The organism is Aliinostoc maniaoense (genome assembly GCF_058172895.1).
Genome location: NZ_CP187952.1, coordinates 5,157,480 through 5,183,113 on the forward strand (window position 1 = coordinate 5,157,480; position 25,634 = coordinate 5,183,113).

Here is a 25,634-nt window from a genome sequence, read left to right on the forward strand (position 1 = left end):
TTTGTTGAAATTTGGGCGGTTTTTAGTAATTTTGTACGCGATGTTTAATTTGTGCCTCAAAGCCTTCTCAAAACACAGTTTCAGCCATCGTAACTACGCACATTTTTTGCATGGACAAAATCCCAAAAAAGGTACAGAGTCAACAGCCTAGGCATTGGGCATTGGGCATGGGACAAGAGAAATTTACTTCCTGTCATCTGTCATCTGTTACCTGTCACCTGTTACCTGTCACCTGTCACCTGTCACCTGTCACCTGTCACCTGTCACCTGCTTCACTGGCATACCATCTTGCAAACCATCGCCGCCACGGAGGACAATGTTTTGACCTGCGCTTAAGGTGGGATGATAGATGGCTACTTTTTCACCCATGTCTGCAACCATCTCTACTTCCACTTGTTGGGCTTTGTTATCAGCGACGGTGAAGACTAACCACTGATTTTGTCTTCTAGTTAAGGCATCTCTGGAAACTACAAAACTAGAGCGATTTGAGGGCATATTTAAATTACCTGCGATCGCCATTCCTGGTAATAATCCGGGTGGTGGGTTGTTAATTTGGACACGCACTCTTTGACGGCGGGAGGCTGGATCGGCAGAGGGAACTACGGCTGTAATTCTGGTTTGTTGTTTCCAATCAGGTAAAGCACGGGCTGTTAGGTCAATTGTCATCCCAGGGTTAACTTGACCACTGAGTGCTTCTGGTAACTCTAAGAAAATATCGAAGCGATCGCCTGCTACTAGACTGACAATGGGGCTAGAACTTTGAACTAAATCGCCGTTGCTGACGTGTCGTGTTTGTACCATCCCCGACTGTGCTGAGACAATGCGGGTGCGTTGCTGTGCTAATTCCGCTTGGGCTAAGTTGGCTTTGGCTGCTTCTACATTGGCTTTTTGAGCAGCGATTTCTTCCCGAATTGGCCCGGCTTTGGCTTCCGCCAGTTGCGCTTGGGCTTCTAAAAGTTCGCCTCGGATATCTTCTAATCTAGCTTGGGCTTCCACTAGCAACCGTTGTGATAAAGCTCCCTCTCTCACTAAGTCACGGGTACGCTGGAGATTATCTTGCGCTTCCTTCTCCCGTGCTTGTGCTGATGTCACCGCCGCCTGACGCTGGGCAATAATTTCGGGACGTGTGCCGACTTGCAACCGGGCTAAATTGCTGACTTGCTGTGCTAATTGTGCCTTGGCTTGGGAAATCGCCAGTTGTTGATCAGAGTCATCTAAAATAGCTATAACCATACCTGACTTGACGCGATCGCCTGGCTGCACTAATATTTTCTCCACAACCCCGCCAGTCTGGGCGCGTAGTGTAGATTGTTGAGTTGCTTCCACCTGTCCCAAAAGCTGTACACTTCTGGTAGCACTTCCCGTTGCTAAAGTCATAGTTTCAATCGGACGCGGTGGTTGTGGTTGTCGCTGTTGGGCAACAGAAGGCTGTGATGTACCACCAGGAATCAGCATCCGCCAGAGAATTATGCCCCCAGTTAGCAAACACAAAATTAATAATGTCTGCAACCAGGGTTTACCAGAACGAACTGGCACTAACTCAGAAGCAGAGACAGAACTATCTGACTGGGTTTCAACAGTTGAAACTTGAGCTTCAGAAGTATCCATAGTGTTTCACACCAGCTATTGAGGGATCAGTATAAAAATTGCTATAAATTAGCTCCCTCGTATTTTTGCAAAGAAAGGTGACGAAAAAATGACAAAATCTATATTTAGATTAAAAAATATTAAAATTAATCCCGTTTTAATACCAGTTAGCGTAATTTAGCGAGTTTTAATATATTTAAATGAAATAAATTTTTGTAAGTATATAGTTATGTTTGAAAAATATCAAAATCAAGGACATATCATATTTTACGGTGATGCTCTGGATATTTTATCTAGTGAAATTCCTTCCCAATCTGTAGACCTAATTTTTCTTGATCCTCCATACAATATAGGAAAAAAATTTTCCAATTTTTATGATAAGTGGGAGTCTGACGAAGAATATGCAAACTGGGCATATAAATGGTTAGATGAATGTATTCGTGTTCTCAAGCCAAACGGAACTTTATATTTGATGGCAAGTACGCAAGCGATGCCATATTTTGACCTTTACTTAAGGAATAAATTGACAATTCTTAGTCGTATTGTCTGGCATTACGATAGTTCTGGCGTTCAAGCAACAAAATACTTTGGTTCAATGTATGAGCCAATACTCCATTGTGTAAAAGACAAAAATAATTATATTTTTAATTCAGACAATATCAAGATAGAAGCTAAAACCGGCGCACAACGTAAATTGATTGATTACAGAAAAGCTGTGCCAACGCCATATAATACAGAAAAAGTTCCTGGGAATGCTTGGTACTTTCCTCGTGTTAGATATCGCATGGCAGAATATGAAAATCATCCTTCACAAAAGCCAGAATCATTGCTAGAGAGAATTATTCTTGCAAGTAGTAATCAAGGTGATATTATACTTGATCCCTTTGCAGGTACTTTTACAGTTGGTGCTGTCGCTAAGAAATTGGGTAGAGCTTCAATTAGTATAGAATCTCAAGAAGAATATTTAAAAATTGGACTGAGAAGGGTTTTAGAATTACAGGATTATCAAGGAGAAAAGCTTTTACCTTTACAAAAGAATCATACGAGCAAGAATAAACATATACAAACATTAGATATGATACAGGGAAATATTTTTGATGCGGATACTACAGCATGAATTTACTAAAAAAATAATTGAAATTTTAGATTCTTATTTCCCCGGTTATGGGAATAGAGCTTTAGAATCTAGTGAGTTATTGCAGTATCTCAATATCAAGACAAAAGCAGCTAATAGAGGTTCTAAGTCACGAGCAGGATTTGCTAATCATTATGCAATTTATGTTTTAGTTGAAGACTACTTAAATCATGATTTTCATATTAATAACAACTATGAAAATTATGAAGGTGTGCAGTTTACGACTCTCCTGCGTAGACAAAGAGAATTACCTTTTGGCAGTAAATTACAAAATCATGCACTGAATCATAGATTGAATGAAGAATTTAAAAAATATTTTCCTACATCTTTGTATTTACCTATTATTAGAGATGCTAAAACAAATAGATATTGGATTAATGAAAACCTCATTAAAATTATAGTTGATAATCATCAAATCAATCTTGCCACATCAATTAGAGATATAATTGATGCTTATGTAAAAGCAAGAAGCGATGCTTTTAATGAGTTTTTAGTTTACTGTCAACAAATGATAGATATTCAACAACAAGAACCCATACGATCAATAGAGTTTATTCGGGGTTTACTCAGACCAAATATAGATGCAAGAATTTTTGAAATTGTAACTTATGCGATTTTAAAAGAGTATTATGCCGAACAACAAATATATTGGGGTTGGTCATTAGATCGGATTAATACAGAATGTTTAATTCTATATAAGACAGGACGGACTAATGCAAATGATGGTGGTATAGATTTTGTAATGAAACCCCTTGGACGCTTTTTTCAGGTAACAGAAACTATAGATGCTGATAAATATTTTTTAGATATTGATAAGGTACAAAGATATCCAATTACTTTTGTGGTTAAAACTGAGGATACAGTAGATAACATCTTAAAAAAAGTAGAAGAACAAGCAAAAGCCAGATATAAGATTAAAACCATTGTTAATAGATATATGTCATCTGTAGAAGAAGTTATAAATATTCCAGAATTAATGCGTCGTTTTGATGTAGTTATAGGAAGGAATAAAGGTGCAGCAGTCATTGAAGAAATAGTTATCCAGAGCCGAGTTGAGTTTAACGTAGAAGCAGAAGAACAAGATATTCTCATCTACGAATAAACTTTGCAGAATAATATGTAAACGATATCAATTATCTCGGTGGATCTTTTTCTGTATACCTTGAGCGAAAAAATTACCTAATGCTGCACAGGTTGATAACGAATTAGTTCCTTAACGCGTTCTGGTGATAAGCCCAACTCACGACTGAGTTTAGCTTCTAGGCGACGAGGTTCGGTAATAGAAAACTCAAATATCATCGTTTTGAGAACCGAATGATTTGTTGTCACCTTCACCAGCGAAACACCTTTTGGCTGAAGAATTTCCGCCTCAATTGCCACTACCTTTTTCATCATTTGCCCTGTTAAGCGTGTATCGGCTGACAACGATTTTTTATGATTGTGAGTACGACTGAGTATTTGATCACCTATCAAACCACTGCCGAGCCAAAAAATTAGCCCAATCAATGGCAAAGATAACCAAAACACAAAACCTAAGTTACGTAATACTTGAAAAAATTGAAGTTTGTACATAGGTTGGGAATGGGGCATATCAATTCAAAATTCAAAATTCAAAATTCAAAATTCAAAATGAAAGACAGTTTGGGAATCAACAAGCCCTAAAAAACCGGGTTTCTGAACGAAAGATTAAGGTTTTAAGCTGAGGGATTTGCAAGAAACCCGGTTTTTAACCGATGTGCAAGATGTGTGTATGGGGTAAATATGTCTACCTTATCTACCTTGTCTCCCTGCCCCCTGCCCCCCTGCTTCTTCCTAAACTGACTGCACAGTGACATTTTTGCGTCACTTTTTTGGCTTAATGTGAAAATTAATAACTATAAATCATAGTAACTTGAGCAAGTGGGATGCTGATTTTACTTGTAGAAGACGATCCAGAGCAATTAGAGCCTCTGCGAGCAGCATTGTTAAAAGGTGGACATTTAGTGGATGCGATCGCAGATGGGGATACAGCCCAATGGTACGCTTTTCGCAAGGACTATGATTTACTGATTTTAGATTGGATGTTACCTAAAGTCAGTGGGGTAGAATTGTGTCAAATATATCGTCGGGCGGGGAAAGTCTCCCCGGTGTTGATGTTGACGGCAAAAGACACCGTAGCTGATAAAGTCATGGGTTTAGACGCGGGGGCTGACGATTACCTAGTCAAGCCTGTAGACGTGCTAGAGTTATTAGCGCGAGTGCGGGCATTAGGTAGGCGATCGCCGATGTGGCAAGGTGATATCCTGACCTTAGAAGATTTACATTTACATTTAGCCAGTTTGACTATTGAGCGAGGTACAGCCACCACTCAACTTTCTAGCCGAGAGTTTCAATTAATGGAATATCTCATGCGCCACCCCCGTCAAGTCTTATCTCATGATCAAATAGAACAAGCCCTCTGGAGTTACGGAGAAGAACCCGAAAGTAACGCCATCACCACCCTAGTACGCCGCCTCCGCCAACGCCTACAAATCGTAGACGCAAGAGATTGGCTGGAAACAGTCCATCGTGTTGGTTATCGGTTGAATCCGCCTAATTAGGGGTGTAGGGGTGTAGGGGGAGACAAGGTAGACAAGGTAGAATTTTTACCCAATTCCCAATTCCCCATTCCCAAACAGTCTTTCATTTTGAATTTTGTAGGCGCAAGCCTTCCCGTAGGGTATTTTGAATTTTGAATTTTGAATTGATATTCCCAATTCCCATTAAAAAATGTTTGAATCTAGCCGCCGTAATCTTGCTCACTGGTTTGCTTTATCGATGGGGGGGATTTTATTTGCTTTTGCGGGGGTGGGTTATTGTCTGAATGTGGAAGAACAATTACGGTTTTTTGATGATGAACTGTTTCAGCATAGTAAAAGCTATGGTACAAAAAATCAGTATTATTTTTATCAAACTCAATGGCAAAATCAACAGGAACAACCATTATCAGAAAACGGTAATTCCTTGAATGGTGGGTTGATATATGCCCGGTGGTATAACGATAGGAAGCAACTTGTACAGTTTATTGGCTCATCGGGTGATAAGGTATTAACTATGGAATCCGGGTTTCAAACGCTACAACTAACTAGGGGTGTGGTACAGTCTTCTACAAACCAATCTTGGGTTCGCCAAGTGACTATTCCTATAGTGCAAGATAAGGAGCTAATTGGTTACTTTCAAACAGCCGCACCGATGGACTCTCTCCGAAATAGTCTCAATCAAGCTCGGTTGTTTTTAGCTGTGGGTGTTCCGATTACGTTCGGTGTGATTGGAATTACGGGTTGGTTTTTAGGTGGCTTGGCAATGCGTCCATCTTGGCGTGCTTATCAGCAATTACAAAGATTTACCGCCGATGCTTCCCATGAACTGCGGACACCTGTAGCGAGCGTGTTAAGTAATGCCCAAGTTGCTTTAATGCCACCGGAAGATATTGTAGAACAAAGACAGCGATTACAAAAAATTGTTGAAACAGCTAAGTCTATGAGTGTGCTGATTAATAACTTGCTGTTTTTGTCACGGAATGAAGGTTCTCTAGCTGAAACTACATTACAACTGATTGACTTGCGGGAATTATTGCGATCGCTCACTTTAGAGTTTACACCCCAAGCCACTGCCCAAAATCTCTATTTCAGCACCGAACTACCAGAACAATCTATCATGCTTCGGGCTGATGCGAATTTACTCAAACAAGCTGTCATCAACCTCTTGAGTAATGCTTTGAAATACACACCTCCAGAGGGTAACGTGAAATTACGCCTATTCACCCAATCCCACCGCGCCATCGTTCAAGTTATAGATGATGGAATTGGCATTCCCAGCGATGATTTACCCTATATTTTTGATCGCTTTTATCGAGTAGATACTGTGCGTTCTCGCCAAACAGGCGGCTTTGGATTAGGATTAGCGATCGCTCAACAAATCATCCAAGCACACCAAGGTCAAATATCTGTCAAAAGTATAGTTGGTCAAGGCTCAACTTTTCAAATTGATTTACCTATGAAGGGATAATAAATCAGTTATCAGTTATCAGTTATCAGTAACCTGTAATACCGTTTTTTGATGAAGATGCACTTTATTCTGTACTGTAGAGACGTTGCATGCAACGTCTCTACATCATTTATTTGGCGCAACTTCATACAGAATTGGTATAAGCTGTCACCTGTCAATTGAGCAACACCACAAAAGCTTACCCTTGTAACAACCAAAAACCTGTGTAAGTCATTCCAGAATCATCAGGTTGTACTATTAAAAAATGCAGTCCTTTGCTTTGCTGTTTGCGCTGTTCAAAAACTTTCGCCGCCGCCGCTACTTCTGCATCTTCAAAAGTTACTAAAATCCATCTATCTACTAAACCAGCTTCTAAAACTAAACCATCCGGCGCGCCAGCAACATAGTGAAGAGAGACAGGATTTACTGATTGTATCCATTGGGCTAAACGTAGCGATCGCCTACCACCAAAAATTACCACACCGGGAACGGCTGCTGTTGATGACAATCCCAAATTAAGCGGTTGTAGAGATTCTGGCATAGATGAAATTGGGATGGGGCGATCGCTAAATAAATCGACAATATCACCAGCCGCAATTGTCGCAAATCTCCACTCCTCCCCCCAAAGGTTTTCCGGTAAAGGTAATGGAGGGGGTTTATCTATAGTTATGGAATATTGCTTTTCTGTTAACCATTCTTTCAAAGCCACAGTTTGCCGTAATGGTTCAACCTTAATTCCTAAATTCCCGCCAGCTGTTTCCATTAAACTCAACGACTGGGGACGAAACACCTGAATCACATCAGGAAGCTTTCCCCCAGCCGCCTGCTGTAATTGCTCAGTTAACCAGCTTGCATTCGCCTCAGACTGGAGACAAGTAGCAGTATATTCAAAACTACGAGTTGCATCACAAATCAACAACTCCCATAAAATATTACCTGCACTATCCTGGTGCGGACTACGATAAAAATCAGCTTGCCAAACTAGAGTCATGAGTTGGTAGGGGTGTAGGGTGCAGGGGGCAGGGTGCAGGGGGCAGGGGGAGACAAGGTAGACAAGGGAGACAAGGGAGACAAGGGAGAAATATTTACCCCACAATGCCCGATGCCCAATGCCCCATGCCCCATCCGTTACATTAAACCAAAAGCGATCGCATGATGGCGAATGTGTTCTTCTATAAAAGTAGCGATGAAATAATAGCTATGGTCATAACCTGTTTGATATCGTAAGTTTAGAGGCTGGTTAACACTTTTACAAGCCTGAGCAAAGACATCTGTAAGTAATTGTGTCTCTAAAAATTTATCAGCAGTACCTTGATCAATTAAAATTTCACTGTGAAAACCCACTTGCTGCACTAATTCACTAGCATCATAAGCGCGCCACGTTTCTTGATTGCTGCCTAAATAACCAGTCAAAGCTTTTTGTCCCCAAGGACAACGCATCGGTGCAACGATGGGTGCAAAGGCTGACACGGATTTATATAAACTCGGATTTCGCACTGCACAAACTAAAGCCCCATGTCCCCCCATTGAATGGCCGAAAATACCTTGATTTTCAGACTGTACAGGGAAATTAGCCGCAATCATAGCAGGTAATTCTTGTACGATATAACTATACATTTGATAGTGCGATCGCCAAGGTGTTTCCGTCGCATCCACATAAAAACCCGCACCTGTGCCAAAATCCCAATCATCATCTTCACCAGCAATTCCAGTATTACGGGGGCTAGTATCCGGTGCAACTAACATCACACCGTACTCAGCCGCATAGCGTTGCGCCCCAGCTTTCACCATAAAATTTTCTTCAGTACAAGTTAAACCAGAGAGAAAATATAAAACTGGTAGAGGCTTTTGTTTAGCTTGCGGTGGCTGATAGACAGCAAAACGCATTTCGCTATTACAGGCTGATGAGTGATGAGAGTAAAAGCCGAGTTTGCCGCCAAAGCTTTTATATTCAGAGATGAGTTTTACGCTAATCATTTTTGGTAATTTATCACTAGCTAATACCTACTCGTACAGTCATTTAGTATTGCTAAACTTCAATCGTGATGATTTCGCTCAAACATAGGCTTTTTGCCCGAATACGTTTGATTCCTTCATGCTTTAATCGCTGTTTGTGCCATTGCGCTTCAAATGCTTGACAGAAATCATCTACCTGGCAAAACAAAACATCTAAACTAAACATAGGGCAGGTTGCTGGATTTTCGTTATTTTCAGCTTACTACCTGTCCCTTTCCTTATCCCGAACTCAGGTTACTTAATCTCCTTAGAATAGTCTTATCTTTCGCCTCTCTGAAATTTCATTGTCATCTCTAGGCGAGATAACGCACTAGTGGCAGACTCCCGCACATAGGAGTCGGTAGATTCATCCTCAATTAGAGAAGTTAGAACCTCTACACCTCGCTCATCACCAATTGAGCCAAGGGCATTGACTAGGGAGATTGCCAGCGCGGGGTTATCTGTAGTTTGCAATGCCTCAATTAAAACATCTACAACCGGAGAACCAATTTCACCCAAAGCCATGACAGCCGCAATATGTACTACCGGGTTAGGATCATTGAGGGCAGTCTTTAAACCCTGTACACCTTCTTCCGCAAAGGGAACATCGGGATGATTAATAGCAACTTGCGCTAGTGCTTTAGCCGCACTTCCCCGAACAGTCACATTTTCACTATTAAGCAACGCTTCTACCAGAGGAGTCACCGCATCAGGGCCGATCGCGCCTAAAGCCTTGACAGCAGCACGTCGATAGGTGGTATCTTCCTCATCCAGAATACTCATTAATCTAGGAATCACTGTTGCATCTGGATTTTCAGCTAAAGCCCACATTGCTTGATCACGCAGGTGTGGGTTAGGGTGTCTTAGTTGTTGAAATAATTCTTCTGTAGTCATAAAAAATTCAAAATTCAAAATTCAAAATTCAAAATGGGCATGGGGCATTGGGTATTGGGCATGAATTACTCCCTTGTCTCCCTTGTCTTCCCTGTCTCCCTTGTCTCCCTGCCCCCCTGCTCCCCTGCTCCCTGCTCCCCTGCTCTCCTGCTCCCTGCTCCCCTGCTCCCCTGCTTCTTCAATCCCCCAATACTTATATTGAGATACTGAGTTGCAGTTTCGAGTTGACTTTTTCCCGAATCAACCAATCATCATCGTTGGCGAGTTGCTGATAACTGCTGGTATCGCCGAGTTTTTCTAATGCCATCAAAGCTGCATACTTTAAATCCCAGATTTTGGTTTCTAAACAGGCTTTCAGTTCGGGAATTGCCCGTGATTCACCGAGTTCACCGAGAGCGATCGCAGCTGCTGCTCGTGATTTTTGAAATTGTGGTTGTTTGTTATACAATGCTTCCACTAATAAATCATAGGCTGGGGAATGTTTCAACCAACCAAATAATTTCATGACATGGAAATGCGCCCCATAATCATTGTTGGCTTCTTCGGCATAGGTAGCAAACAAAGCCTCTGGTGCAGCATCGGCGTAATGTTGCAAAATAGTTTTGCTAGCTAAATAGCAGCGTCCAAAGTCTGTCTCATACAAGCCACGTATTAAAACTGACAATTCAGGTAAGTTATTATAACTATGCACCAAATTTAAATTTTGGGGATGGTCGTATAATGTCTGCTCTAAATAGGGTTGAATTTGAGCAAAGGTGATTGCGCCGCTAGAAATACCTGCTTGTGCTAATGTCCTGATACCACGTAGCCGAAAAACTAGAGAAACTGGACACCGAGCAATATCAGGAATGGCATCATAATAACGAGCATCCATCAAATCTTGAATACACAACCGCCTCCCTAAGACATTGGGATGTCGTAATATTGCCACCACTTTATCCATCTGAGCATAATCTTGAGTTAAGCGGCAAACTCCAGCCATTGCAGCACTGGCTGTAGGTGGATCAGCATCATTTACAAATCTGCGAATCCGTTCTAGGGCAGGTTGATAATTAAATTTTGTCAGTGTATGAATAATTACTCTATATGTTTGCCCTGGCTTGTCTAGTAGCTGGGCTACTTCTTCCAGTAAATCGGGTTCATCCGTACCGATTTCACCAATTGCCCATACAGCGTTTTCTACTGTATAGCAGTCATCATCACCTAGACAAGTGCGAATCACTGGTAAAGCCGTAGTAGCTTTGAGTTTTCCCAAAGTTTCCACCGACTTACGGCGAACGATACGGTTATCCAAATCGGGATCAGTGCGCTCTACTGCCCGCATCAGTGCATTAATTGAGGGTTCTGTGGGGAAGTTGACTAAATGAGCCGCCGCAATATAACGTGAGTCATCCTCACTCAACTGATCTGGAGGCGTATCCAAAAGTGCGATCGCCTGTTCTTCTGTAAGATTAAAAAAATTAAAAAACCGTTTATCCATAATCAATAGTCAATAGTTTTTCTCCCCAATCCCTAATCCCCAATCCCCAATCTAAAACAAAACAAGCCCAGAGGTTCTTTGCCATCACTCGACCTTAACAGGCAAAGCAAAGAGCGAAGAAACCCTAGGCTTGATGGGTAACAATTTACACCTGCAACCCAATTACAAGTTGAGCAATTGACTAGGACAAGGAGTTGATAGCGTAGTCAAGTAGTGCATTGTACTCGGTCAATGCTTGAGCAGACATATCACGAGGAGCGCAACCACGGTTACGAGCAAAGCTTAATGCTTCAACGTAAGGAGCGGTGGGTAAGCCCAAAGCGCGATAAACTTCACGTTGTCCAGCAATACCCCACTCATCCAATGGGCCAGTACCACCAACTACCAAGCAGTACTGAATGAGGCGCAAGTAGTGCTTGATGTCACGAGCGCACTTAGCTTTGAAGGTATCGGTGGAGTTAGCTTCACCAGCATTGTTGAGGTAAGGATATTTTTTGATGCAAGCATTGTAAGCTTCAGTTGCAACGGCATCAATGTTGCCAGCTAGCTTTTCAGCAGCTTCCAAACGAGCAGCTGCACGTTGGATAGAACCTTGTACTGATTCTAAGTCAGAGGTGCTGGGGAAACGACCTGCGGCATCAGCAGATGCAATAACGGTTGTAACAACTGATTTCATTTCTTCAATCTCCCAAAAGGCTTTTAATTTAAAATGTGTTGGATGTTAATCTGTTGAGTTAATTACAATTTGTAATTAATTAGCTCAAAGCAGAGATTACGCGATCGAAGTAGCTAGAAGCTTCAGCAACTAAGCTAGCGCAACGATCTTCTACAACGGGAGTTCCCATCTTACGCAATTTAGCACCAGCACGAGCCTCGCTGGGGGTGTCTTGAATGTGAGCAGCTGCTTGAGCCTTCATGATTTGTACTGCACGCACGGTAGAGGTGGTAGGTACGCCTAGAGCAGCATAGGTTTCTTTCAAACCGTTCAAGCAACGATCATCGAGAACTGAAGCGTCACCAGCTAATAGAGCGTAGGTTACATAGCGTAAGATGATTTCAGCATCGCGTAAGCAAGCAGCCATGCGACGGTTAGGATAGCAGTTACCACCAGCTTGGATCAAACCTTGGTTTTCGCAGATCATTCCAGCTACAGCATCAGAAACCATGCAGCTAGCGTTACTAGCGATCGCATTTACAGCATCCAAACGTCTGTTACCACTAGCAACGAACGCTCTGAGGGCAGCAATATCAGATACAGTAGAAGTGCTAGCATCTGCTGAAACTACAGCTCTAGAAAAAGCGTCAAGCATTTCGCTCTCCTTGAATATTGGTTATCTGTAAAACTTGAGTGTCTGTTCCTTGAACAAGACAATATAGAACATAAAAGATCACCCTTGTATCAGTCTCAGTTATGAGAAAGTAAGTAACAATCCTTAACATCCTCAACACAATACCCCAGTCAGACTTCTGGCTGGGGTAAATATCACAAATATTGTTTGAGAGGGGCGAAACGAAGGGATTGATTGTTTTTCCTGAGAGTTGATCCTAAAGCTGCTTAAGGAGGTGCTTAATCATATTGTCTTTCACCATTAACTGTCTTAGCACCTCCAACAGAAATTTTTGAGATTCTTCCTGGCTTAATCCTTTAACTTGTTCTTCATAAAGTTTGAGATTAAATTTTTGCTCTAAATTTAGCTCCATTGGAATTTCCATAATTTTAGCTCTCCGGTGTTTCGCAACATTCAGTTTATTTAGCCTCTAAATCTAAGGTTAACAAAAGTTACACCTACTTGACAAGTGGACACTTTTAGACGATTGCGAATAAACAAAGGTAAATACTGGGGACGCTAAGGTTTTATAGAAGAGAGCGGGAAGCTGAAAACCACTATTCTTACAGGCTGTGGATATTCGCGTAGCGTTCCCGAAGGGTAAGCGACACGGGCAACTTTAGTTGCCGTGTTCATGGTACAATTACAAGCAGTGGCAGGGTAATCAACCACTTAAAAAACCCATTTGCTGCCTAACACGCAGAAGCTGAACCTTGACAAATGAATCTAGGGGGTTCTACTTCGTAGTTCTAGTATCACCTGGAAGTAGGTAAAAGATTCGCAGGTACTAGACGAACAGCATTAAACTTCAAACAAATTTTGCACTTTGTGCAACTATGGTCGGGCAGACCAAAAGTTAACGCTTGGGGAGAGAACTACCTCTGGCTTAGATACCGCAAGGACTTTAAGTTAAGTGGACTCGTTGAACCAAGAATCCCCTGCCTTTTTAAGCAAGTGAGCGAAAGCGTTCGCGCAGCGTGCCGTAGGCAAACTTGATTAGGCAGGGGAGTGTCAAAATTGATGAGCATAGGGTTGCCCAATTTATTGTTCGGAGTTAGCTTTTAAGTTATGGATGCAATGGAGTTTTTTCAAAAAAGTACAGGGAAATGGCGATCGCAACGCACAACACACCACCTGGCTTTTAAGCGAGCGGAAGCAGGAGAATCTGATATTCAAGTCCAAGCCCTAGCAGCCGATCATCCTCAAGTGATTGAAATTTGCCAACTCCATGAGGTTGACCCCAAATTAGCAATTGGTGGTGCTTTTGTGACTTGGCAAGGTGCGATGGGATGGGATAGAGAAGACGAAAATCATGAAGGCTCGACGGTGTTCTCCCTGATTCCTGATGCTGATAATCCCCGTCAAGGCTCATTATTAAGAGAACGGGGCTATGCCGAAATTGTCCCAGTGGCAGGACGTTATCACATGGATGATGAAGATGCCTTAGTCCTGACAACTGAGTACGAAACCATGAGTTCAATTGAGAGATTTTGGTTTGTTACCCCCAGCGTCAGGATGCGAACCAGCACAGTCAAACGGTTCGGCGGTTTTAGTACTGCTACCTTTTGTACAGAATTGCGGATTGCAGATGCTTCAGAGGTGGACTCTCACCTAACTCCTGACCAGATTAACCATGCGGCTCAACCCACAAAACACTTCTCCTTCTTTGGTTGGTAAATTAATCATTACGAACAGCACCGATCCAGTAGCACGGGGGTTAGACTACCTATATGGAGTGAGGAGTCTAGCTCTTGATTCAGAGATGATAGATGTGGTTCATGATCTTAAGAACCGCATCCCTCTGTGTGCCTGGATCGGTAAGCATATTGATGGGGTGAACAGACAACTGGAAAACTATCTTCAAGCGTGCCACGATTGTTTTCACCCTTGGGAGCAGCCCCCTATTCAAATTTTTGCTGCTCCGATTGCCCAGCGTTTTGGTATCGATGCTATCTGCAACCTCAATACCAATCCCATTACCATCCTAATTGATGTGGGACGAGTAGTGCCGGCAGACTGGTTGTTCTTAGTTGTCCATGAATATGCCCATGCTCATGTCGGGCTGCCAGGACACGACGAACAATTTGCGCGATCGCTCTCTCACCTCTGCTTGGGTTTGGGAATTGCACCTCCCCCCAGGACATCTACTATAGCCTCTCACCTGCGTTATTATCCCGACTGCCGTCCCACTCAAAACCCCTTAGCATTTTGGCGGGGAGAATAAGCAAGACTGACAATCCAATGTTACGAATTGCTGCTTTGTTTCGCAAATCAAGAGTCTAAATACCTACACAGGCCTATTCTGAATTTTGAGATTACCTAAATGGGTAGCAGTTACATCACCCATACTCAAAATTTGGGGTAATAGGCTGTTAACCATTTGGGACAATGGCGAAATTCTTACGTGCGTTTCACATAGCATAAAGGTGTTCATTATGTCAATTCCTTTGTTGGAGTATGCCCCTTCATCTCAAAATCAGCGTGTGATTAGCTTTGAGATACCTGGTGATGAACAGCCTAGAGTTTACACAACAGATAACCTGCTGTCAGCCAGTGAAATGGATGCCTTGATTATGGCAGCCTATCGTCAAATTTTTCATGAACAGCAAATGCTGTTAAATCATCGTCAAATCTTCCTAGAATCGCAACTCAAAGCCGGACAGATAACAGTCAAAGATTTTATTCAAGGATTACTTTTGTCCGATTCATTCCGACGGCTCAATTATGATGCTAACAATAATTATCGCTTTGTAGAACTTTGCGTACAAAGGATTCTGGGACGCAATATTTATAGCGAACGCGAAAAACTCGCGTGGTCTATTGTCCTAGCCACCAAAGGACTCAAAGGCTTCATTGATGAATTGCTCAACAGTCAAGAATATCTAGATAACTTTGGAGATAATACCGTTCCTTACCAACGGCGGCGAGTTTTACCCCAGCGTTCTCAGGGTGAGTTACCCTTTGAACGGATGGCACGCTACGGCACTGATTATCGTGACAAGTTGCCACCTTCCATGAGAGGGTATAGACAATTTCAGCCATTTAATTTACAAACCTTCTTACGCAGTTCTGACAAGGATGTAATTTTATGGCTACTGGCTACTGCTGTATTTTTGATTGCCTGCTCCTATTTGCTACCCATATTTAATGTGCTGCCACAAATCGGCCCATACTAATAATTGGTAGCCCAAAATCCTGTTTTAAAGACGCGATTTATCGCGTCTTTAAAAAAGTCTTTTCCTTACACCCCTATACCCTTACACCCCTATACCCCTTTTAAATAATTAAAGGTTTGTAGTGAGAACTTTAGTTCTCTCTCCGTTCTCTCCGTTCGCATAGCGTGTCATAGACAGACTCTCCGCGTTCGCGCAGCGTCCCGCAGGGAACAAAATAAGGACTAAAGTCCTTACTACGAACTCAATCTTAATCTTTTTTTGTCAATTTTTAATTTTGCAGCTTTAGCTTGTCGCAGGGTATATTGATTCATTTTCCCAGGAAAGTAATTGAATTTCTGTATTCAGGTTATATCTAGCAAATAGCTCTGCAAATTCCAACATCAAAGGTGTAAAGTATATATTTGCCCTTTGCAAAAATTTTTGCAAAACTCGTTGACGCGCTACCACATACTCTGATTTTGATAACCAGGAATATTCTTGACGAATAGCATCGGCATATTCCCGATATTTTTGGGGATTAACAGCTAAAATTCCCAAATCTGCATCTAAGAGAACTTGACTATCAAGATCATCAATATCGGCTTGATGGTATTTCGTATTGATGATTAGACGTTTAACAGTATTAATTTCGTTAATGGGAACTTCTAACTTTCTGAGGAATTTATCGGCATATTCAGCACTTTTTTCTTCGTTATCTTTGGCTTGTGGATCATAAACAATATCATGCAACCAAGCAGCCAGTTGTACGGCTGGTAAGTTGTCAGTGTAAGTTTTTAAAGTCTCAATAATCTCAAGTACATTATGAATATGTTTTAGATTATGGTAATAACGATGAGGAGCAGAATAGGAATCTACTAATTCAGCAAAAGCTGTCTCCAGATTTATTTTATTAGCTCCAAAAGGTTGGAGTGTATGCTGCCAGTAACGAAATAAAATATTCGTAAGATTTTCTGTAGGCATAGATGCAGGATTGGCACTGTTGATACTCAAAAATTTTTAGCTGCAATTTATCCAAGAAACCGGGTTTCAAGAAACCCGGTTTCTGAACTTCGCTACCATCTTAACTAATGAATTAAACTTCTAGGGGTGCTTATGATATGAAAGAATTAAATAACGCAAAATCCCCAGGCGACTAATCCACTCAGCAATGGCTGTAGAGTTAGCAGATTGCTCATAACCTATTTCACGCTGAAGCCGTTTGAGTAGTGGATAAGTGGGTAGGGTGTTAACGGTGATATCTTCTTCTAAGATGGATGTAAAACCTGTAGTTTGGGCAAGTTGACGATAAGTGTCTAGGGTAAAACTACTATCAACTTGTCCATAGGTGCTACTAACACCTGGCCCCAGTACATTGGCGGCTATGTTCATCAAAGGACGGATAAATTTTAAAGGGACAAAGTCACAAATAGCTAATTTACCGCCTGGTTTTAACACTCGCCATGCTTCTTGGAAAAAGCGTTCTCGACTAGGGAAATGAAAAATACACTCAACAGCAAGTACCAAATCAAAAGAATTATCTGCAAAAGGTAATTGGCAAGCATCCCCTTGAATAAATTCGATTTGATTATTATTACGAGGTTGGACTTGTTCTTTGGCTCTGGCGAGTTGGCGGGGGTCAATATTTAAACCAGTCAGCTGCATATTGTTGAAGCGATCGCTTAAACTAGCGATCGTGCCACCAAATCCACAACCACAGTCTAGTACCTTTTGCCCATTCGTCGCCCCACCAGCATCACATACTCGCCGCGTTAAATTTTCTGCTGCTGTAGCAAAATCCTCTACTGAACCATCTGATGAATTGGGATTTTCCCAGTAGCCCCAATGTACGTGTAAACCAAAGCCTTTAGTTAGTTCAGTGTTACCTTGACTAAATCCTTCTAGTAATTGGTCAAAATAGGGTAATTCAACTTTTTGATTATCAAGCATACTTTTTTATCAAAACTTACACCAATTTCTATCATGGTTTGGTGTCAACCTGGGAACAGCAGAGTAGAAATGTTTTACTCAATACTCATCACCCATGACAATTTCATAGATAGCGATCGCTTCATCTTTGCCCTTTAATTTCACCGCTTGCTCTACTAATCTCAGAGAAAATAATTCTGGTGAGGATAAACTGTTAACTACTGACTCAGTAATCAATATACTACAACCATAGTGCTTAGTTAAGCCCTCCACACGGGAAGCCACATTAACAGCATCACCGACTACGGTAGAATCAATCCGGCAAGTAAAACCTACTGTTCCCATCACCACTTCACCGCGATGAATACCAATACCGACGCTAATTTTTGGTAAACCGTTTTGTCTGCGCTGATCATTAAATTTATCTAAAGCTGCCTGCATCAAAATTGCTGCTTGTAGTGCGCCATCAGTAGCAACATCATCAAACAAAGCCATAATGGCATCACCAATATACTTATCAATAAACCCACCAGCTTGATCTATCGCTTTCCCCATACAAGCCAAATAATCATTTAAAAATGTAAAAATTTCTTGTGGTGTCATTAGCTCTGACATAGATGTATAACCACGGATATCACAGAATAAAATTGTGATGGTTCGGGTAGCGGCTAAACCGACGATAATATTTTCAATTCCTTGGGGAGCGATCGCTAAAATAAATTTATTCGGCACAAATAACTCAAAGGAGTTTAAAGTCTTCTGTAACTTATTAAACGACCCCTGCAAAGTCACAGACATTTCATTAAACGAAGTTGCCAATGCTCCAATTTCGTCTGCATTGGTAATTTGGGCGCGATGTTCCCAATCACCAGCCGCAATTTTCATTGCACTTACCTGTAAACGGCGAATAGGCTCACTTAAACGCTTGGCTAAGATATACGCCATTACCCAACCAATTGCCAAACTGATTAAACCACCTACTAACGCCTGATTGATTACCCTAGTAATAGCACGGTCAACTCGACGTAAAGACAAACCTAAACGCAGATTCCCGATTTTTTGGCCAGATGGGAAGCGAATTTCCGAGGCTACTTCCATCACTCTTTCACCCCGTTTGGCTCGTAAATTTTCAGCAAAATAAATGTCGCGGAGAATAAATGTCTCTGTTACCGTTAATCCTTGCCTCGATTCTAAAACATTATTTGTCACAGGTACAGGTACAACATCGGGAATATACTGATTTTGTAAATCATTGAGCGAACTAGCCACAATCAAATTTTCTTGGCGAGCATCGGAGACAAAAACATACAAAAACTCTTGATTTTCCCGTAAAAGTATATCAAAAGTCAGGCGAATTTGACTCCAGTTCTCTTCTACTAACTCATTACCCAAAGTATAACTTAATACTTGAGTAAAATATTTGGCATTCTTGACACTTTCTTCTTGATAGAAACGACTTTCACTTTTTGCCCACACCGAGACAATTACACCAATTACACTCAGCAATAAAAGTGTAGTAGTAGCCATTATCCGGGTGTGGATTGACTGGAAAGCCCAAAATTTCATGGTTTGATTACCAATTCTTCTACAAAAGTTACCCACCACCAACCGCGAGTTTGAGCCTGACAATTAGAACCAAAAGCTAAAGTAACCGGGCCACCCATTTTGGCGGGGATGGGTTGTTTGTCATCACCCCAGTTAGTTACCAAGAGAATGTCACAGTTTTGGATGTCAGTAGAGGCTAATCTGACTGGGTTGAGTTTGTTGTGGTATGTTGTTTGTTTACCTTGCACCACAAGCTCCCCAGAAGCTGGTAATTTTATTTTTGCTAAATCTAAAACATTGCGTACATTGACTCCATGTAGTTTGACTTTGCCACTCGGCCACCCACTACGATAACCAACAGTTGCCAACATCGTAACTTGGGGTAATTTTGCCAAATCAGCCGAGTTAAATTCTTCCTTTCCTATTCGTAGGCGGATTGGTTCTGTCCCCACAACGATATTACTGATATAAAATACCCAAAATGATTGCGGATAGAGCTGTTTAAGCAGGGGGTATTGAGTATGGGGAAAAACTAGATAAATCGGGCCGCCTTGGTTACGGCTGATAGGTTTACCATTATTGGCGATCGCTAAAATAATTGGATACTTGAATAAATCTTCTAACTTGACTGTTACTTGATAAGAGTTGTAAGCAATAAAAGTTACTTCTGTCACATCAGCCTGATAACCAAATTTTTGCAGCAGCCTCGATACTGGTACACCACGAAAATCAAAAACTTGATGTGGCTGAAGGATGTTATTAGCATCAATTGTTTTGACATGAGTTGTAGCCAATGATTGTAACTGCTGCCAATTTAAAGTAACGTCTTTACCAGTGGTGGTTTGACCTTGAATAACTAAATTCCACTGCCTTGGCTGAGTGCTTTTGGCGTGATTTGCCATAATTTCCGCATTGCGAGCGATCGCTTCTTTACGCCATACTTCCAGTTGTTCATCACTAGGTTGCTGTGTACAACCTCCCAAGTCAACAACAGTGAACATTACAATGCTGAGGAGTGAGTTTTTCAGTAAAAACACAGTATTTCTACGTATATTACTCATCTCTCTTTCGCCCTTTTTCCATAGGTGTATTACTGTTTTACACGTTGTCTGAAAAACGTCCACCCAAAAACTTGAATCTACATTTTTAATTTTGAATTTCTTATCTGTGGTGACAAAAAAAATCACGCGCCACAATAGAAAGCGCAGTCTTCATAAATAAAACTCTTAACTGACATCAGGAGTTCACTATCAGTGGTATTACAAATACAAACCAGCACCTACGAAGCGAAAACTCAAGAAATTGCTAAACAGCTTTTGGCAGCAACTCAAGAAAATCGCTCATTTTTAGCTTCCCTACGTGATCAAATGCGTTGGGACGATAAATTACTCGCTTGGGCGATGAGTAACCCTGGTTTACGGGTACAATTGTTTCGTTTTATCGATACTCTCCCCGCACTGCGGAGTAAATCGGAAATTGCTGCTCATCTCCAAGAATATTTAGGTGATGAGTCTGTAGAACTTCCAGCCGCTTTAAAGGGAATGCTCAACTTTGCTAACCCTGACTCGATGCCGGGGCAAGTGGCTGCAACTACTGTGTCTACAGCCGTTGAGACTTTAGCTCATAAATATATTTCTGGCGAAAATATTCAACAAGTCATCAAAACCGTTGAACGACTACGCAAAGAAAAAATGGCGTTCACCATTGATTTACTTGGTGAGGCGGTAATTACGGAAGTAGAAGCACAGTCTTATCTAGAACGGTATCGAGAATTAATCACTCAATTAACAGCAGCAGCTAAGAATTGGGGCAGTATTGGGGCGATTGATGAGGCTGACGGTGAACCGTTGGCAAAAGTCCAGGTTTCTGTGAAATTAACGGCGTTTTATTCTCAATTTGACCCTTTAGATGCTCAAGGTAGTGAAGCGCGAGTTAGCGATCGCATCCGTAATTTATTACGTTATGCTCAAGAGTTGGGCGCATCTATCCATTTTGATATGGAACAGTATGCTTATAAAGATTTAATTCTCAATATTTTGCAAAAAATCTTATTAGAAGATGAGTTCCGCCAACGTACAGATATCGGCATGACTATTCAAGCCTATCTGCGGGATAGTGAAGCAGATGCCAAAAATGTGATTGATTGGTTAAAAGAGCGTGGTTATCCGTTAACTATTCGGTTGGTAAAAGGGGCGTATTGGGATCAAGAAACTATTAAGGCTGCTCAAAAACATTGGAATCAGCCTGTATTTAACGATAAGGCGGCAACGGATGCTAATTTTGAGGCGATAACTCAGTTATTGTTGGAAAATCATCAGTATGTTTATGCTGCCATTGGTAGTCATAATGTGCGATCGCAAGCACGGGCTATAGCTATAGCGGAAACTCTTAATGTCCCCCGGCGGCGGTTTGAAATGCAGGTGCTTTACGGGATGGGGGATAAGTTGGCTAAGGCTTTGGTGGATAGGGGTTATCGGGTGCGGGTTTATTGTCCCTATGGGGAATTGTTGCCGGGGATGGCTTATCTGATTCGGCGGTTGTTGGAAAATACGGCTAATAGTTCTTTTTTACGGCAAAATTTGGAGAATAAGCCGATTGAGGAGTTGCTTGCACCTCCAGATGTTGATTTGTCTCACGCAGAGGCGCGGAGGCGCAAAGAAGGAAAGGAGGGGTTTGTTGGTGCGGCGGATACGGATTATGCGGAAGTGGAGGAAAGGACGGAGGCGGCGCGGGCTTTTGCGGCTGTGCGTGGGGAGTTGGGTAGGAGTTATTTACCTTTGATTAATGGGGAGTATGTCAATACTTCTGAGGTGATTGATTCGGTTAATCCTTCTAATTTTAGTGAGGTGGTGGGGAAGGTTGGATTGATTTCGGTGGAACAGGCGGAACAAGCTATGCGGGCGGCTAAGGCGGCGTTTCCTGGGTGGAAGAGTACGTCTGTGAAGGAACGGGCGGGGGTTTTGCGTCGGGCGGCTGATTTGATGGAACAGCGTCGGGCGGAACTCTCGGCTTGGATTGTTTTGGAGGTGGGTAAACCTGTTAGGGAAGCTGATGCGGAAGTGTCGGAGGCGATTGATTTTTGTCTCTACTACGCCGATGAAATGGAACGGTTGGATCAAGGTGTAATTTATGACGTGGCTGGGGAAACTAATAGATATATTTACCAGCCCCGTGGGATTGCTGTGGTGATTTCACCTTGGAATTTTCCTTTGGCGATCGCTTGTGGAATGACTGTTGCTGCTTTGGTTGCAGGTAATTGCACTCTGCTCAAGCCTGCGGAAACTTCTTCTGTGATTACTGCTAAACTCACGGAAATTTTGGTGGAAGCGGGGATTCCTAAAGGTGTATTTCAATACGTCCCTGGTAAGGGTTCGCAGGTGGGGGCTTATTTGGTGAGTCATCCCGATACCCATGTCATCGCTTTTACTGGTTCTCAGGAAGTTGGTTGTCGCATTTATGCGGAAGCTGCTACCCTCAAGCCTGGGCAACGGCACATGAAGCGGGTAATTGCGGAAATGGGTGGTAAAAATGCCATCATCGTTGATGAAAGTGCTGATTTAGACCAAGCTGTTGTAGGGGTAGTACAGTCGGCCTTTGGCTACAGTGGACAAAAATGTTCTGCTTGTTCGCGGGTAGTTGTGGTAGAAACCATTTATGATGCGTTTATTCGGCGGTTGGTAGAGGCTACGAAATCCCTAAATATTGGGGAAGCGGAGTTACCCAGTACCCAAGTCGGCCCGGTAATTGATGCTAATGCGCGCGATCGCATCCGCGAGTATATTCAAAAGGGTAAGGCAGAATCTCAGGTGGCTTTAGAGTTATCAGCACCTGAACATGGTTATTTTGTCGGGCCTGTGATTTTTAGTGAAGTACCAGCCAATGGAATCATCGCCCAGCAAGAGATTTTTGGCCCGGTATTGGCAGTAATTAAAGTTAAAGATTTTGCGGAAGCTTTAGCAGTTGCTAATGATACCAACTACGCTTTGACTGGTGGCATTTATTCTCGTACACCCTCCCACATTCAAAAAGCACAGACAGATTTTGAAGTCGGGAATTTGTATATTAACCGTACCATCACAGGGGCGATCGTTGCTCGCCAACCCTTTGGCGGCTTTAAACTCTCTGGGGTAGGTTCTAAAGCAGGGGGGCCAGATTATCTCTTGCAATTCCTCGAACCCCGCACCATCACCGAAAACATTCAACGCCAAGGTTTTGCACCCATTGAAGGAGCGGAATAATTTGTAATGGGGCATGGGGCATGGGGCATGGGGCATGGGGCATGGGGCATTGGGTAGACAAGGTAGACAAGGTAGACAAGGTAGACAAGGTAGAATTTATTTGCCCTACACCCTTACACCCCTACACCCCTACACCCCTACACCCCTACACCCTTACACCCCTACACCCCTACACCCCTACACCCCTACACCCCTACACCCCTACACCCTCTACCGTTCTGGTAAAAAAAGCGTAAACTGACTCCCTACACCCACAGTTGATTTTACAGTTACATCACCACCATGCAATCGGGCTAATTTTCGAGTTAGGGCTAAACCTAAACCCGTACCTTCATAATGACGATTTAATTTACTATCTAACTGTTTAAATGGTTGAAATAAATATTGAAATTGACTGGCTTCAATACCAATTCCTGTATCTGAAACTGTGAATGTTATCCCTTGTGGTACTTTTTTAACTATCAAGGAAACTTCGCCGCTAGGAGTAAATTTAATGGCATTAGTGAGTAAATTGAGCAACATTTGCTTAATGCGTCGCTCATCAGCAATACAAATATCTACCCTAGCATCAATGTGACTGGTGAGTTTTAATCCTTTTGCGATCGCCAGATCACGCACACTCGATAAAATATAATTACACAAATCTGAGATTACTACAGGCATCAGAAATATTTCTTCTTTGCCTACTTCTACTTTTGATAAATCTAAGATATCGTTAATTAATGACAGTAAGTGTTCGCCACTACTATATATACAACTAATATATTCTTGCTGTTGTTCATTCAAAGAGCCAGCTATTTCTTGTTGCAGTAACTGAGATAAGCCCATAATGGCATTCAGAGGTGTTCGCAATTCATGGCTCATCGTGGACAAAAATTCACTTTTGGCTCGATTACCTGCTTCTGCTGCTGCTTGTGAGGCACGCAATTGTAATTCAGTTTCTTTAGATGCGGTAATATCTTTGACAATAACTAACAGCAACTCAGGTTCACCATCGAAACCAGGCATTACAGAAACCGAAATTTTAGTCCAAACCAAGTATCGCTGTTTATGTAAGAATGCTCTTTCAATTTCAACGTGTTCTGCATGATTAAACTGTTGAATATCTTTGCATATTTCTACAAAAAACTCTTGATAATTATCTAAATTTTCTGGAGTGGGCAAAATATAATCTGTCAAACAATGGCCAAATAACTCTTCTCGACTATACCCCAGCATTTGACATAGTGCAGGATTAACATCTACTATTTGCGCTTTGATATTTATTAATCCTATTCCCACAGAAGAACGCTCAAAAATTGCCTTAAATTGTGCCTCACTCTTTTGTAGTTGTTCTTGTGCGGTTTTGCGTTCTCTCGCTTCTATGGCTAATGAAATAAAATCTGCGATCGCACCTGCAAAATACTCCTCTTCTACAGTCCATTCCCGAATTTCAGCACAATGTTCATAGCATAATATTCCTAGTAAACGACCCTCTACCCAAATTGGTGTACTCAGCAGAGACATCACATTAAACGGTGAAAGATAACTGGCAAATAATTCTTGTGTTCTGTGATCATTCATCACATCATCCACTGCAACGCAACGTTCCTGGGCTAAAGCTTGGAAATATTTAGGATAATTCGCTGCTGACAAGGACTGACCAAAGCTATGCTCCTCAGTATTCAGATTATACAAATCAATACACTCCATTTCTAAGTGTTCCTTGTTGTATAACCATATACTAACGCGTTGCACTAAAAGTGTTTGCGCCGTAGCTTCGGTGATTTCTTGGAAGACGGCATTTAAAGTACCTGATTGGAAGGTCTTGCTTGTTGCCAAGTGCAATAGTGTCCGACTGTATTTACGTCGTTCCTTGTCTCTAATTGGCAGTAATTCTTGGGACTGCTGGTATTGTGTAATATCTTTAACCACTAGCACCTGCATGTGTTCTCAACAGAAATCACTTTGCATTGCAGTTCTAAAAATAAATAGAACTGTTTCTATAAATACAACTTTCACATCTAGATTTACAGAACCTGAAGGTATATTTTTTAGGATAATTTTTATAAGTTCTATGTTTTTAATTACAATCTATTTTGTGTAAGCTGTTTTTAACCTGATATCAATTATCTCATTGATATCAGGCGATCGCACGAAAAATATCTGTGTTAATTTTTTACAGAGATTTCACAGAAAATTTAAAAACACTGGGTTTAGAGCCAGAGTGTATTAGTTTAGATCAAAATCAAGAAATATTGATCAAACTATACATTACCAAAAGTAATTTAGATAGCGATTCCGGTTAATTACTGACCAGATAATTCATGATTGTTAAATAATTTTGCTGAACACCCATTCTCAATA

25 protein-coding genes and 1 pseudogene are annotated in these 25,634 nt (G+C 41.7%); 10 read left to right on the plus strand and 16 right to left on the minus strand.

Annotated elements, in window-relative coordinates:
• Positions 1–249 precede the first annotated feature (249 nt).
• Entirely contained in the window at positions 250–1,608 is a 1,359-nt protein-coding gene (locus ACPZ3T_RS22380; RefSeq protein ID WP_490271636.1) for an efflux RND transporter periplasmic adaptor subunit, read from the minus strand.
• Positions 1,609–1,816: 208 nt separating this feature from the next.
• Between ACPZ3T_RS22380 and yhdJ the strand changes: the two genes are divergently transcribed.
• On the plus strand, positions 1,817–2,704 hold the full coding sequence (gene yhdJ, locus ACPZ3T_RS22385; protein ID WP_490271637.1) for an adenine-specific DNA-methyltransferase: 888 nt from the start codon (positions 1,817–1,819) through the stop codon (positions 2,702–2,704).
• Positions 2,685–3,824, plus strand: coding sequence for a restriction endonuclease (locus ACPZ3T_RS22390; protein WP_490271638.1), 1,140 nt, complete (start codon positions 2,685–2,687; stop codon positions 3,822–3,824). Before yhdJ ends, ACPZ3T_RS22390 begins: the two co-directional genes overlap by 20 nt.
• 77 nt (positions 3,825–3,901) lie before the next feature.
• On the opposite strand, the gene ACPZ3T_RS22395 is transcribed toward ACPZ3T_RS22390, so the two are convergent.
• Positions 3,902–4,312, minus strand: coding sequence for a hypothetical protein (locus ACPZ3T_RS22395; protein WP_490271639.1), 411 nt, complete (start codon positions 4,310–4,312; stop codon positions 3,902–3,904).
• A 104-nt stretch (positions 4,313–4,416) separates the two neighbouring features.
• On the minus strand, positions 4,417–4,557 hold the full coding sequence (locus ACPZ3T_RS22400) for a hypothetical protein (RefSeq protein WP_490271640.1): 141 nt from the start codon (positions 4,555–4,557) through the stop codon (positions 4,417–4,419).
• Positions 4,558–4,626: 69 nt separating this feature from the next.
• Between ACPZ3T_RS22400 and ACPZ3T_RS22405 the strand changes: the two genes are divergently transcribed.
• Together ACPZ3T_RS22405 and ACPZ3T_RS22410 are read left to right on the plus strand one after the other, a co-directional pair.
• Positions 4,627–5,301, plus strand: coding sequence for a response regulator transcription factor (locus tag ACPZ3T_RS22405; protein WP_490271641.1), 675 nt, complete (start codon positions 4,627–4,629; stop codon positions 5,299–5,301).
• A gap of 169 nt (positions 5,302–5,470) precedes the next feature.
• Positions 5,471–6,748, plus strand: a complete 1,278-nt coding sequence (locus ACPZ3T_RS22410; RefSeq protein ID WP_490271642.1) for a sensor histidine kinase — start codon at positions 5,471–5,473, stop codon at positions 6,746–6,748.
• Positions 6,749–6,926: 178 nt separating this feature from the next.
• Here the strand turns inward: ACPZ3T_RS22410 and ACPZ3T_RS22415 are convergent, their stop codons facing one another.
• Positions 6,927–7,718 (minus strand): Tab2/Atab2 family RNA-binding protein, encoded by a 792-nt coding sequence (locus ACPZ3T_RS22415; protein ID WP_490271643.1) that lies wholly within the window; start codon positions 7,716–7,718, stop codon positions 6,927–6,929.
• Positions 7,719–7,751: 33 nt separating this feature from the next.
• On the opposite strand from ACPZ3T_RS22415, the gene ACPZ3T_RS22420 reads away from it, so the two are divergent.
• The gene (locus tag ACPZ3T_RS22420) at positions 7,752–7,883 is read left to right on the plus strand and encodes a hypothetical protein (RefSeq protein ID WP_490271644.1); all 132 of its coding nucleotides are present in this window, start codon (positions 7,752–7,754) and stop codon (positions 7,881–7,883) included.
• On the opposite strand, the gene fghA is transcribed toward ACPZ3T_RS22420, so the two are convergent.
• The 7 genes and pseudogenes from fghA to ACPZ3T_RS22455 all read right to left on the minus strand — a co-directional run bounded on the left by fghA (position 7,856) and on the right by ACPZ3T_RS22455 (position 12,809).
• Positions 7,856–8,704 carry an S-formylglutathione hydrolase gene (gene fghA, locus ACPZ3T_RS22425; protein ID WP_490271645.1) on the minus strand — a complete coding sequence of 283 codons (849 nt, stop codon included), beginning with the start codon at positions 8,702–8,704 and terminating at the stop codon, positions 7,856–7,858. The genes ACPZ3T_RS22420 and fghA overlap by 28 nt on opposite strands.
• A 55-nt stretch (positions 8,705–8,759) precedes the next feature.
• Positions 8,760–8,909, minus strand: a pseudogene (locus ACPZ3T_RS22430) (IS982 family transposase); the annotation flags it as partial.
• 92 nt (positions 8,910–9,001) lie between these two features.
• The gene (locus ACPZ3T_RS22435; RefSeq protein ID WP_490271646.1) at positions 9,002–9,616 is read right to left on the minus strand and encodes a HEAT repeat domain-containing protein; all 615 of its coding nucleotides are present in this window, start codon (positions 9,614–9,616) and stop codon (positions 9,002–9,004) included.
• A gap of 193 nt (positions 9,617–9,809) precedes the next feature.
• Positions 9,810–11,096 carry a C-phycoerythrin alpha-cysteine-82 phycoerythrobilin lyase CpeY gene (gene cpeY / locus ACPZ3T_RS22440; RefSeq protein ID WP_490271647.1) on the minus strand — a complete coding sequence of 429 codons (1,287 nt, stop codon included), beginning with the start codon at positions 11,094–11,096 and terminating at the stop codon, positions 9,810–9,812.
• A 181-nt stretch (positions 11,097–11,277) separates the two neighbouring features.
• Positions 11,278–11,772: a C-phycoerythrin subunit alpha gene (gene cpeA, locus ACPZ3T_RS22445; RefSeq protein ID WP_490271648.1), complete on the minus strand. Its 495-nt coding sequence runs from the start codon at positions 11,770–11,772 to the stop codon at positions 11,278–11,280.
• A gap of 79 nt (positions 11,773–11,851) precedes the next feature.
• Positions 11,852–12,406 (minus strand): phycoerythrin subunit beta, encoded by a 555-nt coding sequence (gene cpeB, locus ACPZ3T_RS22450; protein ID WP_096577369.1) that lies wholly within the window; start codon positions 12,404–12,406, stop codon positions 11,852–11,854.
• A 235-nt stretch (positions 12,407–12,641) separates the two neighbouring features.
• Positions 12,642–12,809, minus strand: coding sequence for an NblA/ycf18 family protein (locus tag ACPZ3T_RS22455; RefSeq protein WP_490271649.1), 168 nt, complete (start codon positions 12,807–12,809; stop codon positions 12,642–12,644).
• 683 nt (positions 12,810–13,492) lie between these two features.
• Here ACPZ3T_RS22455 and ACPZ3T_RS22460 point away from each other — a divergent pair.
• From ACPZ3T_RS22460 to ACPZ3T_RS22470, 3 genes are all read left to right on the plus strand, one after another.
• Positions 13,493–14,101 (plus strand): phycobiliprotein lyase, encoded by a 609-nt coding sequence (locus tag ACPZ3T_RS22460; protein ID WP_490271650.1) that lies wholly within the window; start codon positions 13,493–13,495, stop codon positions 14,099–14,101.
• A gap of 85 nt (positions 14,102–14,186) precedes the next feature.
• Entirely contained in the window at positions 14,187–14,648 is a 462-nt protein-coding gene (locus ACPZ3T_RS22465; RefSeq protein ID WP_490277335.1) for a hypothetical protein, read from the plus strand.
• 211 nt (positions 14,649–14,859) lie between these two features.
• Positions 14,860–15,600 carry a phycobilisome rod-core linker polypeptide gene (locus ACPZ3T_RS22470; RefSeq protein ID WP_490271651.1) on the plus strand — a complete coding sequence of 247 codons (741 nt, stop codon included), beginning with the start codon at positions 14,860–14,862 and terminating at the stop codon, positions 15,598–15,600.
• Positions 15,601–15,882: 282 nt separating this feature from the next.
• Here the strand turns inward: ACPZ3T_RS22470 and ACPZ3T_RS22475 are convergent, their stop codons facing one another.
• From ACPZ3T_RS22475 to ACPZ3T_RS22490, 4 genes are all read right to left on the minus strand, one after another.
• Positions 15,883–16,590 carry an HD domain-containing protein gene (locus ACPZ3T_RS22475; RefSeq protein ID WP_490271653.1) on the minus strand — a complete coding sequence of 236 codons (708 nt, stop codon included), beginning with the start codon at positions 16,588–16,590 and terminating at the stop codon, positions 15,883–15,885.
• A gap of 90 nt (positions 16,591–16,680) precedes the next feature.
• Entirely contained in the window at positions 16,681–17,526 is an 846-nt protein-coding gene (locus ACPZ3T_RS22480; protein ID WP_490271654.1) for a class I SAM-dependent methyltransferase, read from the minus strand.
• Positions 17,527–17,604: 78 nt separating this feature from the next.
• Positions 17,605–19,071 carry an adenylate/guanylate cyclase domain-containing protein gene (locus ACPZ3T_RS22485; protein WP_490271655.1) on the minus strand — a complete coding sequence of 489 codons (1,467 nt, stop codon included), beginning with the start codon at positions 19,069–19,071 and terminating at the stop codon, positions 17,605–17,607.
• Complete coding sequence (locus ACPZ3T_RS22490; protein ID WP_490271660.1) at positions 19,068–20,051, minus strand: molybdopterin-dependent oxidoreductase; 984 nt, start codon at positions 20,049–20,051, stop codon at positions 19,068–19,070. Before ACPZ3T_RS22490 ends, ACPZ3T_RS22485 begins: the two co-directional genes overlap by 4 nt.
• Before the next feature lie 252 nt (positions 20,052–20,303).
• Here ACPZ3T_RS22490 and pruA point away from each other — a divergent pair, with 252 nt between their 5' ends.
• Together pruA and ACPZ3T_RS22500 are read left to right on the plus strand one after the other, a co-directional pair.
• On the plus strand, positions 20,304–23,288 hold the full coding sequence (gene pruA, locus ACPZ3T_RS22495; protein WP_490271664.1) for an L-glutamate gamma-semialdehyde dehydrogenase: 2,985 nt from the start codon (positions 20,304–20,306) through the stop codon (positions 23,286–23,288).
• 13 nt (positions 23,289–23,301) lie between these two features.
• Complete coding sequence (locus tag ACPZ3T_RS22500; protein ID WP_490271667.1) at positions 23,302–23,529, plus strand: hypothetical protein; 228 nt, start codon at positions 23,302–23,304, stop codon at positions 23,527–23,529.
• On the opposite strand, the gene ACPZ3T_RS22505 is transcribed toward ACPZ3T_RS22500, so the two are convergent.
• On the minus strand, positions 23,499–25,214 hold the full coding sequence (locus ACPZ3T_RS22505) for a sensor histidine kinase (protein ID WP_490271673.1): 1,716 nt from the start codon (positions 25,212–25,214) through the stop codon (positions 23,499–23,501). The genes ACPZ3T_RS22500 and ACPZ3T_RS22505 overlap by 31 nt on opposite strands.
• Positions 25,215–25,634 lie beyond the last annotated feature (420 nt).